The organism is Luteimonas sp. e5 (assembly GCF_054031035.1).
Genome location: NZ_JBSTRX010000003.1, coordinates 218,403 through 232,781, shown reverse-complemented (window position 1 = coordinate 232,781; position 14,379 = coordinate 218,403). Strand labels below are relative to the sequence as shown.

At 62.0% G+C, this 14,379-nt stretch carries 7 protein-coding genes and 1 CRISPR repeat array; of the genes, 6 read left to right on the top strand and 1 reads right to left on the bottom strand.

Going from position 1 to position 14,379, the window contains the following annotated elements; translation table 11 throughout:
- Nucleotides 1-121 precede the first annotated feature (121 nt).
- The 6 genes from ACW11F_RS10155 (at nt 122) to cas3f (ending at nt 11,778) form a co-directional block, all read left to right on the top strand.
- On the top strand, nt 122-487 hold the full coding sequence (locus ACW11F_RS10155) for a hypothetical protein (RefSeq protein ID WP_456996788.1): 366 nt from the start codon (nt 122-124) through the stop codon (nt 485-487).
- A 247-nt stretch (nt 488-734) separates the two neighbouring features.
- The gene (locus tag ACW11F_RS10150) at nt 735-1,856 is read left to right on the top strand and encodes a hypothetical protein (RefSeq protein WP_456996787.1); all 1,122 of its coding nucleotides are present in this window, start codon (nt 735-737) and stop codon (nt 1,854-1,856) included.
- A 109-nt stretch (nt 1,857-1,965) separates the two neighbouring features.
- Nucleotides 1,966-4,998: a TonB-dependent receptor domain-containing protein gene (locus ACW11F_RS10145; RefSeq protein WP_456996786.1), complete on the top strand. Its 3,033-nt coding sequence runs from the start codon at nt 1,966-1,968 to the stop codon at nt 4,996-4,998.
- A 127-nt stretch (nt 4,999-5,125) separates the two neighbouring features.
- Nucleotides 5,126-7,057, top strand: coding sequence for a calcineurin-like phosphoesterase C-terminal domain-containing protein (locus ACW11F_RS10140; protein WP_456996785.1), 1,932 nt, complete (start codon nt 5,126-5,128; stop codon nt 7,055-7,057).
- A gap of 372 nt (nt 7,058-7,429) precedes the next feature.
- Nucleotides 7,430-8,401, top strand: coding sequence for a type I-F CRISPR-associated endonuclease Cas1f (gene cas1f, locus ACW11F_RS10135; protein ID WP_456996784.1), 972 nt, complete (start codon nt 7,430-7,432; stop codon nt 8,399-8,401).
- Complete coding sequence (cas3f, locus tag ACW11F_RS10130) at nt 8,398-11,778, top strand: type I-F CRISPR-associated helicase Cas3f (protein ID WP_456996783.1); 3,381 nt, start codon at nt 8,398-8,400, stop codon at nt 11,776-11,778. The genes cas1f and cas3f overlap by 4 nt, the downstream gene beginning before the upstream one ends.
- Before the next feature lie 80 nt (nt 11,779-11,858).
- Nucleotides 11,859-13,687: a CRISPR direct-repeat array (repeat unit 28 nt; unit sequence TTTCTCAGCTGCCTGTGCGGCAGTGAAC).
- Between the two features lie 130 nt (nt 13,688-13,817).
- On the opposite strand, the gene cas6f is transcribed toward cas3f, so the two are convergent.
- The gene (gene cas6f, locus ACW11F_RS10125) at nt 13,818-14,378 is read right to left on the bottom strand and encodes a type I-F CRISPR-associated endoribonuclease Cas6/Csy4 (RefSeq protein WP_456996782.1); all 561 of its coding nucleotides are present in this window, start codon (nt 14,376-14,378) and stop codon (nt 13,818-13,820) included.
- Nucleotide 14,379: the final 1 nt, after the last annotated feature.

Genomic DNA, 14,379 nt, shown 5'->3' with positions numbered 1-14,379 from the left:
GGCGAAGAACGTCCCGGCGTGAGCTCTGCTGCCGAGTGGATGTGCATGGGACGTTGAAAGGAACGAAATGAAGTCACCGAAATTCGAATACAGACACCGTATCTGCAAGCGCCTGCCATCCGTGTCCGTTCGTGTCGGTTACGGACCGCGCGACATCAAGAGGAAGAAGTGGTACCCGGTCACCGAAGTGTGTCCTCATTCGCCATATTGCATCGTGTGGTTCCCGCCGAACGCCTGGTACCCGCGCATCGTCGCCCACGAAGCCGTGCACGTCGCGGTCTGGGCGATGAAGTTGCTCGGCAACAAGCTCGAAGCCTTCGAAGGCATCGTGCCGCCATGGTGCGAAAGCTGGAACATGAAAGGCCCCAAGCGGCGAGCTCACATCCGCGAAGAGGCCATGGCCCGCATCATCGACAACTTCGTCAACGACTTCTACGTCAAGGCCGCCAAGCGCAGGCTGTGGACGGGATTGGTGCACGTGGAGTAAGCACCCTGGGCCGGAATGTCACGGGTTGCACGCAGCTGCTTGAGGATATGACTGTGCCCACGCAACAGGAATCCTTCAGCACACATATCTGTAGCACGCCCGTCATCGGATCCCAACAATCGCCGTCCACCCTGATGGCCTGACTCGAAGTGGTGGGGCAGATGTGAGGCATCCGGATTCAGGCAACGCAGATCGCGCCGGAAAAGGAGCAGGGCGCGCACGGGGAGCATGGATCGCAACACTTTTCATGATGGCGTGTGCAGCTTGCGCGCCACTGGCGATGGCGAGCCAGGCCGAGGCGCGCCTGCCGCTGTCACAGGAAACGGGAGGGTGGCCGACGGGGCATGTCCAGGGCATCGCCGTGGATGTCGAGGGTGGCTACATCTACTACTCGTTCACCAACCTGTTGGCCAAGTACGATTTTTCCGGGAGGCTGGTCGGCACGCTTGTCGGGTGGCGAGGGCATCTGGGCGACATCGCCTTCAATGCGGCGGATGGCCGCATCTATGGATCGCTGGAATACAAGCGTGCCAATGCGTTCTACGCCGCCGTGCTGGACGTGTCGCGCCTGGATCGTGTCGGCATGGTCAATCAGCGTTCCGGGATCCTGCGCACGGTGCATCTGGCCGAGGTCGCCAGTGACTATGCGCAGGACATGGACGGCGATGGCAAGTTCGATGGTGATACCGCGGATACGCCGGATCATCGCTATGGCACCTCCGGCATCGATGGGGTTTCCTTCGGCCCGGCATTCGGGAAGTCCGAGGGCAAGCAGCTGTTCACCGTGGGCTACGGCATCTACCGGAACACCGCCCGCTCCGACAATGATCATCAGGTGATCCTGCAGTACGACGTGTCCGTGTGGGACAGCCTCCTGCAGCCACTGGACGAGGATGCGCTGCACCGCAGTGGCCCTGATTCGCCGCACGGAAAGTACTTCGTGCGCACGGGCAACACCACCTATGGCGTGCAGAACCTGGCTTGGGATCAAAGCATGAAGCGCTGGTTCCTTGGCGTGTATGCGGGCCGCAAGGAAGGCTTTCCCAATTACACGCTGTTTGCCATCGATGCGATGCAGGCGCCGACCATGGCCGACCTCGTCGGCGTGCCCGGGGCGGATGGAACCGGTTGGGAGCAAGGCCTGCTGCTGCAGTTGGCCGATGACGGGCTTGAAGATCCGGCGACCGGGATTCGAGGTTGGCACCAGAAGGCGGACGTGGGCTTCCAGCCGATGGGTCGTGGCCTGTTCTACATCGCCACCGATGTCGGTGGTCATGGCTGGCAGGGTGCGCGCCTGACCCTGCACCGATGGACCGGTGATCCCGAAGCTCCGTTTGTGCCGGTCTCCGGCACCAGCCCTGCGCGGTAGTCGCTGCGGTCCGAGCCCACGCACGGGTTGAGTCCTCCATCGCCTTTGGGCGCCCCACTTGGCGGCGTTGTCCGCCTCTTCCCTTTCCCCACCTCTGACAGGAAATACGATGTTCCCCATCACAAGATCGGCAATCTCCATTGCCGTCGCCATCGCCCTTTTTTCCGCTCCCGACATACGGGCGCAGCCGGACACCGGCACGCTCCAGGCCAAGGAGTCCGGTGCCGTGCGCGGGCGCGTGCTCAATACCGCGACCGGCGAGTACATCCGCAATGCGGAAATCCGTGTGGAAGGGACTTCGATCGTGGTCCGCTCCGAAGAGGGTGGCCATTACCGGATCAATGGCGTGCCGGCCGGCGAGGCTCGAGTGAGGGTTCGCTACACCGGCCTGCAGGACGCCGAGCAAAGCGTGACCGTCCAGCCAGGCCAGGTGTCGACCCTGGACTTCGCCATGCAATCCCCCGACTACGCCCCCAGCGAGGGAACGACCCGGCTCGACTCCGTACGGGTCACCGCATCGCGCAGTGGCGAGGCCATCGCACTGATGGAACGGCGTGCGGCGATGAATGCCAAGCACGTGGTTCCCGCGGACAACTATGGCGTGCTGACCATGGGTGACGTGGGCGAGTTCATGAAGTCCATGCCCGGAATATCGCTGGACTACACCGAAGTGGACGCCACCCAGGTGCGCATCGGCGGCCTTGATCCGAAATACTCCACCTTCACCATGGACGGTGCGCGGATGGCCACGGCCACGTCGAACAACAACGCCGGGCGCCAGAACTCGTTCGAGCAGATGTCGATCACCGGCATCGAGTCGATCGAGCTCAACCACACCCTGACCGCGAGCATGGATGCCGACTCGCCGGCGGGCAACATCAACATGCGCAGCAAGTACGCCTTCGACCGCACCGGGCGTGATCTGATTTTCCAGCTTGGCGGCGTCGCCACCTCCAACTCCGGCTTTTTCTCGCGCAAGTACTTCCCGGATGACAGGAAGCATCGCACCGTCTATCCCTCCGCCCAGGTGGGCTACGGCGAAGTGTTCATGGATGGCCGCTTCGGTGTGGCGCTCAATGCCAGCTACAACGCCAACTACGTGCAGCAGGATCGCATCCAGACCGATTGGGCCTATTACTCGGATGGCCGGGTGCTGCCCTACCGCCTGATGTGGCGGCCGGGTCCGAAGATGACCAGCCGCACCGCGGTCAACCTGAGCACGGACTTCCGCATCACCGACGATTGGACCTTCTCCCTGCGCAGTGCGTACTCGCACTACGACGTGGAATACTTCAATCAGTACACCTACCTGCATATCGGCACCACCGGCACCTCATGGGCGACGCCGGATTCCACGCCGACGCGGATCGTGGTCAACCCGATCGGCCAAGGAAGCGGCAGTCCGCGGCTGCAGACAGGTTATTCGCACCGCTATGCAGGCACGCCCGCGATCACCTTTGCACCGAAGCTGGAGTTCAAGGGCGAGAGCACCGACATCACCTTGCGCGGAAGCTACTCGACCTCCGAGTTCAACTTCAGGGACAGCAGCAAGGGCTTCCTGCAGGCGACCAACAGCTGGCTGACCCGGCTTGGCTTCATTGCCGAGCGCGAGTCCGAGGATTCGACCGCCTGGTATCTGACCCAGACCGCGGGCCGCGACTGGAGCGATCCCGGCAACTGGGGACTGGATGACCCCATCGGCAACAATATCCGCAACAACCAATCGGATGCCCGGAACCGGCAGCTCGGCTTCAATCTGGACGTGAAGAAGGAGCTTGATTTCGGCGCGCTGCCGGTGACGTTCATGACCGGCCTGGCCACCCGTCGCAACCAGTGGCAGACCAACGAAAGCCACTTCCAGCAATATGCCTACGTCGGCCCGACCGGAGTGCAGACCGCCCCCTCCGCCGTGGTGCCGTGGACGCAGAAGTACCGCTTCCACTTCGAGAACCTCGATGCGGGCAACATGCATGACCAGAACTGGCGTGCCGACAGCAACTACGCCATGTACGAGATCTTCAAGGCACACCCGGAATGGTTCGTGCCGGATACCCTGGGCAACCTCAAGCGGGTGTTCGACAACAACCGACTGATCCGGGAAACCATCAACGCCGCCTACCTCCAGGGGCAGACCCACTGGGGCAAGACGCGCTTCGACCTGGGGCTGCGTTACGAGAAGACCAAGAGTGCCGCGCGCGTGGCCGCGATACGTCCCGTGAGCGAGGTCGAAGAGGCCGGGCTTTCGGTCGGCACCCTCGAGGGCTTGTGCTACCAGTATCGCTGCGTCGATGGCATGCCGACGTACACCACGCGCAAGGGCAGTTACGACAACTTCTTCCTGAGCGGCGGTGTCAAGTACGACTTCACCCGGCAGCTGGTGGGGCAGTTGTCCTTCAGCCAGTCGATCCTGCGCCCGGATTACGGAAACATCGGCGGCGTGGTCGGCATCAACGACAACACCATGATCGTGACCGTGCCCAATGCCGAATTGAAGCCGGAGCAGTCGACCAAGTATTTCGCCGGCCTGCAGTATTACCTCGAGCCTGCCGGCGTGGTCGGCCTGTCCTACTACAGGCTGGATGTCCGTGACATGCAGGCGACCGGCTTCACGGTGAACCCGGAGGATGTCGGTTTCGATCCCGCCGAATATCCTGGCTACGAATTCCGCAGCGCCGGCAACATTCCCGGTACCAGCCGGAACGAGGGATTGATCCTCGAGTACAGCCAGCAGCTGACGTTCCTGCCCGGCGTGCTCAAGGGGCTGAGTCTGCGCGGCTCCTATACCCATATCAGGCCGGACGGCCCACGCGTCAACACGCCGGAGAAGGTGGCCAACTGGGGGCTGGGTTACAGCCACGGGCGCTTCGACTTCCAGGTCAATGGCACCTACCAGGACAGCTACCGCATCAGCGGGTTGAACAACAAGCCGACCACGGCCAACAACGGCATCCTCTATCGCGCCGCGCGTGAAATGTGGAACGTGAGCCTGAGCTACAAGCTTTCGGATCACTTCGACTTGCAGATTGCCGGGCGCAACGTGTTCAACGAGCCCGACATCATCTACTCGAATGTGCGCAGCCGCGTGCAACGGCATGACAGCTACGGCTCGATGTGGAACTTCGGCATCCGGGGGCAGTTCTGAGCCCTTCGCTCCCGTCTGGCAGTGGCCTGCCGCACCGTTAGCGGTGCGGCGGGAACTGCCGCTCCGCTTGTCCCTGATCACTCATCCAGCCGCGCTGGCGGCCTGCGACCTGATGGAAGGAAAGATGATGCGTCCGAGCCTGTTGTTATCCGTATTGATGCTGGTGCCGGCCTGTGGCATGGCCTCGTCCTGGGTGGCGGCACCCGAGGTGGTGCAGGGCCCGTCGGCAGGCCGCGAGATACGCGGCATGGTGTTCGAAGATCGTGATGGCGATGGTCGCCGGCAACCGGGCGAGGCCGGCGTGGCGGGCGTGCTCGTGTCCAACGGACTGGACGTCGTGCGCACGGATGAGCAGGGGGGCTACGTGCTTCCGCTGCGCGAGGACATGGACCTGTTCGTGATCCAGCCATCGGGCTGGCAGGTTCCGGTCGATGAGCGCAACGTGCCCCGCTTTTCGCATACCCACAAGCCCGGCGGCAGCCCGGTGCCGTTGCGCTTCGGAGGCCTTGCCGATACCGGGCCGGCTCCGGCGCAGGTGAACTTCCCCTTGCGCCGGACGAGTGCGGCACGGCAGCGTTTCACCTGCGCGGTGATCGGTGACAGCCAGACGTATTCCAATCAGGAGATCGAGCAATTCCGCGACAGCGCGATCACCGACTTGCTGGAGCGCGACAACGGCCCCAATGACTGCGCGATCTATCTGGGCGATGTGGTCGGCGATGATCTGGGCCTGCTGCCGCGCCTGTTGCAGGTGGGTTCGGTAACCGGCTTGCCGCAATGGGCGGTGGCCGGCAACCACGATGTCGATTTCGATGCGCCCGACGACGCCCATTCGCTGGACAGCTGGCGGCGCCTGTGGGGCCCGGCCTATTACGCGTTCGAGATCGGCGAAGTCTTGTTCGTCGCGCTGGACAACGTGGTTTACCCCTGCAACGCGGATGACGCCGCGCGGCCCGGCCGGGAGTCCTGCGCGAACGGGCGCAGGCCAGGCTACAACGCGCGGGTGACCGATACCCAGATGGAGTGGCTGTCCAACCTGCTCGAACACACGCCACGTGAGCGCCTCATCGTCCTGCTGCATCACATCCCGCTGGTGTCGTACACCAGTGCCGACAGCCCGATCCATCAAACCGACAACGCCGCACAAATCCATCAGCTGCTGAAAGGGCGCCCGGCACTGTCGCTCTCTGGGCATACCCATACGCTGGAAAACCACGACCCCGGGCAGCATTACGCCGGCTGGAAAGAGATGGTCGGACTTGGGCCGTTGCCATTTCGCCACATCGTCGCCGGCGCCGCCTCCGGGCGCTGGTGGCAGGGCGACTTCGGCATCGACGGCACCGCCATGGCGTTGACCGACCTGGGTGAGCCGAAGGGCGTGTTGATGCTCGACTTCGACGGGATCGAATATGCGGAGCGCTACGTGGGTTCGCGGCTCGGCGAGCGCGGCCAGTGGATCGACCTGAACACCCCGTCATTCCGCGCCTGGTTCAAGACATTGGATGCCTGGCGGCTGGAGCGCGCGGCGCAGCGCGATCCGCTGCCGCCCGTGTCCATCAACGACCTGCCGGATACGCGCAGCTTCACTCGCCAGGAGCTGCTCGAAGGCGTCTGGATCACCGCCAACTTCTGGCACGGCTCCGCCTCATCCCGCGTCGAGGCTTCGATCAATGGCGGACCGCTCATCACACTGGCAAGGACCCAGAAAGGTGCGGGGGAAGAATCCCGCCGCGGCGCCGAATACGCTGACCCGTTTGCGATCAAGCGCCAGGCCAGCATTGGCCGTTATGCGATCCAGAGCCGCTCCGGACAGGAGCGCAACCAGGGCTGGGAGGGTGGCCGCGGCAGTGCCAACCGTGGCGTGCCGCAACCGTCCGGCTGGGCCGAACGCAGTACGCACCTGTGGCGAGCTGCACTTCCCACGGACCTGGAAGAAGGTGTGCATACCCTGAGGGTGACCTCGACAGACCGCAATGGCCGGCGCTGGAGCGATGTGCTTACATTCGAGGTGCGCGCAGAACACCCGCCCCGCCGCCACCGCCGCGAACTCTGGCGCTGAGCACGGACTGAAGGAGCCGTGCCGTAACGAATCGGGCGGCTCTCGCGCTGTCTGCCCGAAGTTGCGCCGGCGTGACCTGGGTGCAGACGCGTATCGCAAGGCCCGCTGGACGGCAGCGGGCCTTGAAGCAGTCGTGCTGAACACCGCTGCCCCGCATGCATCGAAGCGTGAGGGCATGGCTCGCATTGCAGGCCGGAAAAGGCTCGCGGCGGCGTGAGACGCTGGATCCGTGATCGCCGCGCTTGTGGCTCGATTTCTCACAAGGGATCCTGTGCTGCCTCGGGTGAGCCGAGAGTCCTTCGATGGGGACTGAAGTGCCGAGTTTGCAGGTGCTACGGCTATCCTGTTCTCAAGGGATCACGAGGAAGAGTGTTGGATGACCTTTCGCCCACCGACCTGAAGTCCATCCTGCTGTCCAAGCGGGCCAACATTTACTACCTGCAGCATTGCAGAGTGCTGGTCAACGGTGGCCGGGTCGAGTACGTGACTGATGCCGGAAAGCGTTCCTTGTACTGGAACATCCCCATCGCCAATACGTCGGTCGTCATGCTGGGTACCGGCACGTCCATCACCCAGGCCGCGATGCGCGAACTGGCCAAGGCCGGCGTTTTGGTGGGTTTCTGTGGAGGAGGTGGTACGCCGTTGTTTTCGGCCACCGAGGTCGATATCGAAGTGGCGTGGTTTTCCCCGCAAAGTGAGTATCGGCCTACCGAGTACCTGCAGGCATGGGTCGGCTTCTGGTTTGACGAGCGCAAGCGGCTGGCTGCGGCAAAGGCCATCCAGAAGGCTCGACTGGCATGTATTCATGAGCAATGGTCGAAGTCGAGGTTGCTTCGTGATGCCGGTTTCGAGCCTGACCTTGGCACGTTGAACGGCTTGCTGGACGCGTCATCACATGCAATCGATTCTTCCTGTGATGTCACAAGCTTGTTGACGGAGGAGGCACGGCTGACCAAGGCCTTGTTCCGACTGGCGGCACAGACAACGCGTTATGGTCACTTCACGCGCGCCAAGCGCGGCAGTGGTACCGATCCGGCCAATCGCTTTCTCGATCACGGGAACTATCTGGCATATGGCCTGGCGGCCAGCGCCACTTGGGTGCTGGGCCTGCCACACGGCCTTGCTGTGCTGCATGGCAAGACGCGCCGTGGTGGGTTGGTGTTTGATGTTGCCGATCTGGTCAAGGATGCAGCGATTTTGCCGCAAGCATTCATCTCGGCCATGCGAGGGGACGAAGAGCAGGCATTTCGCCAAGCGTGCATTGAACAGCTGACACGCATGGAGGCCTTGGACCTGATGATTGAAACCCTGAAACGCGTGGCGGGGGACGTCGGGCGCGAATGAACATCCTCCTGGTATCCGAGTGCAGTGGGCGAGCCATCAACCAGACGCGACGCATCCTGGATCAGTTCGCCGAACGCCGGGGCGAACGAACCTGGCAGACACCCATCACCATGGAAGGCTTGAATACGCTGAGGCGTCTGTTGCGCAAGGGTGCGCGCAAGAACACCGCGGTTGCCTGCCACTGGATCCGTGGGCGGGATCATTCCGAGCTGTTGTGGATTGTCGGTGATGCGCGACGCTTCAACGCGCAGGGGGCCGTACCCACCAACACGACCGCGCGGGATGTGCTGCGCGGATCGGATGAAGATGACTGGCATACCGCGGAGGACATCAGCCTTCTGGCGCAGCTGGCTGCGCTGTTGCATGACTTGGGGAAAGCCAGCGTTGCCTTCCAGAAGCGGCTGCGCAGCGGCTCGTTTGATCGCAACTTGTATCGCCACGAGTGGGTGTCGCTGCGACTTTTCCTGGCTTTCGTCGGTCAGGATGATGACAGTGGATGGTTGCAGCGGCTGGCCACTGCCGACCCCGAAAGCGACACGTTGTGGTTGTCGGCCGATCGCTTCTGGCGTGATGGCCTCGACCCCAAGGCGCCACGACCATTCACAGGCTTGCCACCATTGGCCGCAGCCGTGGCGTGGTTGGTGGTGACGCACCATCGCTTGCCGACCCTGCCGGTGAACAGGCCGGGGAGTGACGAGCAGCAGTGGTTGGGGAGCCGGTCCCGGGAGTTCAACGATGTCGAACGCCTGCATGAGTTGCTGTCGGAAATGCGGCATGACTGGAATGAGATCCGGAGCGCGGCATCAGTCGAAGACATTGCGCCTTACTGGACGATGGCTGGAGTGCTGCCCGTCACCTTGCCGAAGTGGCGCGCATGCGCGGCCAAGCTTGCGCAGCGGCTTCTGGAGTTGACCGGGAAGCCCGGCAAGGGCGATTGGCTGTCCAATCCTTATGTGATGCATGTCGCCCGCATGAGCCTGATGCTGGCCGATCACCATTACTCGTCGCTTGCACCGGATTCGCATCTTCGCGTTTCGGGCGACGAGGCTTGTTCCTTGCATGCCAACACCGACACGTCAGGGCGACTCAAGCAGGCGCTTGATGAACACTTGTTGGGAGTGGCAGGTGATGCGGCGATGATTGTCCGCACTCTGCCGGGCTTCAGCAGGCATTTGCCACGCCTGTTGCATCGTTCGCTGCGCAAGCGCTCTTCGCATGACGCGTTTCGCTGGCAGGACAAGGCCTTCGACTTGGCCGAGTCGATACGCGAGCGAACGGTCGAGCACGGCGCTTTCATCGTCAACATGGCATCGACCGGGCGAGGCAAGACCATCGCCAACGCCCGCATCATGTATGCACTTGCGGACCCGCAACATGGCATGCGTTGCAGCTTTGCGGTTGGCCTGCGCACATTGACGTTGCAGACCGGTCGCTCCTTCCAGAAGGACCTCGGGTTGCAAGACGAGCAGATCGCGATTCGCGTGGGTGGCTCGGCCAGCCGGCAGCTGTTCGAATACCACATGGCCGAGGCGGAGCGCCTGGGTTCGGCTTCCACGCAAGCTCTGATGGAGGAGGATGGCGCGGTCCTTTATGAGGGCAACCACGCCAATCACCCGCTGTTGCGCATGGCAATGGATGATCAGCGTATTGCCCGCCTGTTGAGCGCTCCGGTTCTTGTCTGCACCATCGATCATCTGACCCCGGCAACCGAGGCGCAGCGTTCCGGTCGCCAGATTGCGCCGATGTTGCGCCTGATGAGCGGCGACCTCGTGCTGGATGAGCCTGACGACTTTGATTTGAGTGATCTGCCGGCTTTGGCCCGGCTGGTGCATTGGGCCGGCATGCTGGGCGCAAGGGTGCTGTTGTCATCGGCGACCTTGCCGCCTGATCTGGTCAGCGGTTTGTTCGACGCCTACCGGCACGGGCGAATGCAGTACCAGCGGAATCGCGGCTGCGGTGGCGGCCAGGCGTTGCCGCCACCGGACGTCCCCTGCATGTGGGTAGACGAGTTCAAGTCGGCATCGGTTGATTGCAGCGATCAAGCTCGGTATTCCGCCGCGCATGCTGACTTCGTCAACACTCGTGTCCGAGCGTTGAAAAAAGACGCTGAGCAGGGTGGTGTCAAGCGCATCGGCGAGATTCTGCCGCTCGACATCAAGGCGAAAACCAAACCCGGTATCCGACAGGAGTTTTCCATAGCGGTGGGCAACGCGATCCAGCAGGCGCATGCAGCTCATGCGGAAGCTGATCCGAAGACGGGGAAGCGGATCAGCTTCGGCTTGGTACGCATGGCAAATATCGAGCCTTTGCAGGAAGTTGCCTTGGAGTTGTTTGAGCACGGAGCACCCGCGGGCACTCGCATGCATCTTTGTGTTTACCACTCGCGCTTCCCGTTGCTGTTGCGGTCGGAGATCGAGCGTGAGCTCGACGAGGTTCTGGATCGTCGGGACGAGAGGAGAGTGTTCAATCATCCAAGGGTTCGCGCTGCCCTGGATGCCAGCGAAGCCCAGGAGCATGTGTTTGTCGTGCTTGCCAGCCCAGTGGCCGAAGTCGGACGTGATCACGACTATGACTGGGCTGTCGTCGAACCTTCCTCTATGCGCTCGCTGATCCAACTGGCCGGGCGGGTTCGTCGGCACCGAAAGCCCGGGTGTGGACTACCGAATGTTTTGATCTTCGAACGTAATCTTCGCCACTTCGAGAAGCCAGGAAAGGCAGCATTCATCCGCCCCGGGTTTGAAGAGGAGAGGGCGTCATACCTGAAGGAACCACTCAGGCTGCCATCGTGCCCCCTCAAGGAGTTGTTGCGGCCGCAGGAGTGGCAGGGGATTGATGCGCGGCCGCGTATCCAGCTTGAGTCGAAACAGACGCTTGAGCCACGGCGCTACCTTGTCGATCTCGAGCATTTCCGCATGCAACTGCTGATGCGGCCCTTGAAGTCGAACGCCCTCAACGCAGCCAGTGCGTGGGCTACACCACGCTCGGGCTTGACGTGGGTATTGCCTCAGCAGCAGCCGTTCCGGGCACAGGAAGGCGCAGGCGACGAGACGTTGGTTTTTCTCCCTGATGACGATGGCGAACAGCTGATCATCCATCGAGTACATGAAGAGCGCCGGCGCGGCAGGAGCGAAGCGATTTACACGCCGGCCGAATCCTCCGTGCAGCACTTGAACCTGAATGAACGGTTGGGTCCAGGTATCGAGCCATGGATGCAGCCAGACATGATGCAGTTGCTGGAGAAGTTGGCTGACACCGAGGGGATGACGCTGCACGCTGCCGCAGAACGCTTCACGATTGCCAATGTCCGCGCGCCGGGCAAGAACCAAATCGCGCGCTGGTACTGGCATCCGGTGCTGGGTTTCGCACGTGCCTCGTGACGGAGCCGCCCGCCCAAGCAAAGGTTGGCTGCCTGTGCGGCAGTGAACGCGCAGCGCCGCCGCCTGATTTCGTCTATCGATTTCTCAGCTGCCTGTGCGGCAGTGAACTTGGCGTCGGCTGCGGGTTCTCGTCGAAATCATTTCTCAGCTGCCTGTGCGGCAGTGAACGGTGGCGCACAGGCCGAATCCCTCGGCATGCATTTCTCAGCTGCCTGTGCGGCAGTGAACTGAAGGGTGCCATCTTCGGGTGATCCGAGGATTTTCTCAGCTGCCTGTGCGGCAGTGAACGATCTCATTCCCGGTCGGTACGGCCCGGAATTTTTCTCAGCTGCCTGTGCGGCAGTGAACGCATCACGGCGAGGCGGAGACGCACGTCGAGTTTTCTCAGCTGCCTGTGCGGCAGTGAACAGACGCGCCGGCAGCATGCGCGTGAGCCGCTTTTTCTCAGCTGCCTGTGCGGCAGTGAACGCGGTCAAGAGCGGCGACATCGCTGGTGCGGTTTTCTCAGCTGCCTGTGCGGCAGTGAACCGAGGGTGTTGACACCGACGGGCTTCCAGTCATTTCTCAGCTGCCTGTGCGGCAGTGAACGTGGCCGAGCACATGGCCGCCAACCCGCCGCATTTCTCAGCTGCCTGTGCGGCAGTGAACCTCACGTCGACGATGATGCAGGGGCTGCCTCTTTTCTCAGCTGCCTGTGCGGCAGTGAACGGGCAGATGCGCCCGACGCAGGAGGTGCTGCATTTCTCAGCTGCCTGTGCGGCAGTGAACCGAGCCGCATCGATGAGGCGACCGTGCGCGATTTTCTCAGCTGCCTGTGCGGCAGTGAACACGGGCGCGGCGTCATCCGGATCGGCGATGTATTTCTCAGCTGCCTGTGCGGCAGTGAACTCGATGCGTTACTGAGTGTCCGACCGATTCATTTTCTCAGCTGCCTGTGCGGCAGTGAACCATGGGCTATCCCGTCGGTGAGGTGCGCCAATTTTCTCAGCTGCCTGTGCGGCAGTGAACGCTGGCCGGGTGGTGGCGCAGGTGGCGGGTCATTTTCTCAGCTGCCTGTGCGGCAGTGAACGTGATGATCTTCCAGCGCATCGGCCAGGGGCATTTCTCAGCTGCCTGTGCGGCAGTGAACATACGGCATGGTCAGGCACCCCGACGCCGGCGTTTCTCAGCTGCCTGTGCGGCAGTGAACCGTGGCGTTCGGATCGCCGTAGAACAGCGACTTTTCTCAGCTGCCTGTGCGGCAGTGAACCAGCTCAAGACCGGGCTGCGCGCATTCAACAATTTCTCAGCTGCCTGTGCGGCAGTGAACGTTGGGGCACTGCGCGAAGCGGCGCAGCAGCATTTCTCAGCTGCCTGTGCGGCAGTGAACTGTCGGCTGGATCGAGCGCATCGGGTCTGCTTTTTCTCAGCTGCCTGTGCGGCAGTGAACGCCATCAACCCAATGCAGATCGCCGCACGCTTTTTCTCAGCTGCCTGTGCGGCAGTGAACATGGTCGTGCAGGGTGCCGAGCGCATGATCCTTTTCTCAGCTGCCTGTGCGGCAGTGAACTATGCGCACGCGGCGTGCATCATCACGGGACATTTCTCAGCTGCCTGTGCGGCAGTGAACATGAGGCTGACGTTCGACGTGCGTGACATTAATTTCTCAGCTGCCTGTGCGGCAGTGAACGCCTCGCCCGACCGGGCCGGCGCGAGGGTACTTTTCTCAGCTGCCTGTGCGGCAGTGAACGCTGCTGCCCCGCGTTCGTCCACGATGGTGCTTTTCTCAGCTGCCTGTGCGGCAGTGAACACCGCCACCGCAATGTGCAGAGCGCCATAGATTTTCTCAGCTGCCTGTGCGGCAGTGAACTCGGTGGATTCGGCGCGGGCAGCATTGAGCTTTTTCTCAGCTGCCTGTGCGGCAGTGAACTAGAGTCAGCGAATCGTAAGCCATTGAGTTTTCAAAGATCAAGTGATCATTGGTCGCCACAACCTTTGTTGTTGCGTGTGCTGCAAGGTATTGATTCAAAAAGACTTTGGTATGTGCGTCGGATTTTGGGTCAGAACCCGGGTACGGTTCCGCCCACGCTCAATGCGTAGCTGTTGAAGGCGCCTGTAGTGGGCTGGTCAATCACTATTTGGCTCACGAACAAGGGGTAGCGTTGCCCGGTGCTGGAGCTGCGTTGCATGGTGAATGGCAGGTCCAGGCGATCTCCCGCATTGCTGGGAATACGTTTTTCCGCCTCGGCCAATGTGAGGCCATGGCGTCGCATCGCACGCTTGCGCATGTTGTGGGCGCTTTTTGGTGCTTGGCGCTCCACTTTGAGGTGGTGGTGTTGCGCAGGAATTTGTCGCGGGCCTTCCACACGCAAGTGGTCCCGCATGCCCTGCAGCCAATTGCTTTCCATCAATGCATGCATGCGTGCATCGGTTCCGTGCAAGCGGATCACTGTTCCGAGTGTCGGATACTCGCCACTGCGCCAGCCGGGAAAGCTGGCTCCGACGTCCGCGGAGCCAGCTTGAACCAAATTGCGATGAAGCTTCGCCAGGAATGCATCCATCAACAGATTGAGGGGAAACTCGTCATCTGGGAGCAGTGCGAACTCGACATAGGATTCCATG

What these genes read in the sequence shown, in the direction of transcription:
- ACW11F_RS10150 (WP_456996787.1), top strand. Translation starts at nt 735, where the DNA reads ATGATGGCGTGTGCAGCTTGCGCGCCACTGGCGATGGCGAGCCAGGCC.
- ACW11F_RS10145 (WP_456996786.1), top strand. Translation starts at nt 1,966, where the DNA reads ATGTTCCCCATCACAAGATCGGCAATCTCCATTGCCGTCGCCATCGCC.
- ACW11F_RS10140 (WP_456996785.1), top strand. Translation starts at nt 5,126, where the DNA reads ATGCGTCCGAGCCTGTTGTTATCCGTATTGATGCTGGTGCCGGCCTGT.
- cas3f (WP_456996783.1), top strand. Translation starts at nt 8,398, where the DNA reads ATGAACATCCTCCTGGTATCCGAGTGCAGTGGGCGAGCCATCAACCAG.
- cas6f (WP_456996782.1), bottom strand. Translation starts at nt 14,378, where the DNA reads ATGGAATCCTATGTCGAGTTCGCACTGCTCCCAGATGACGAGTTTCCC.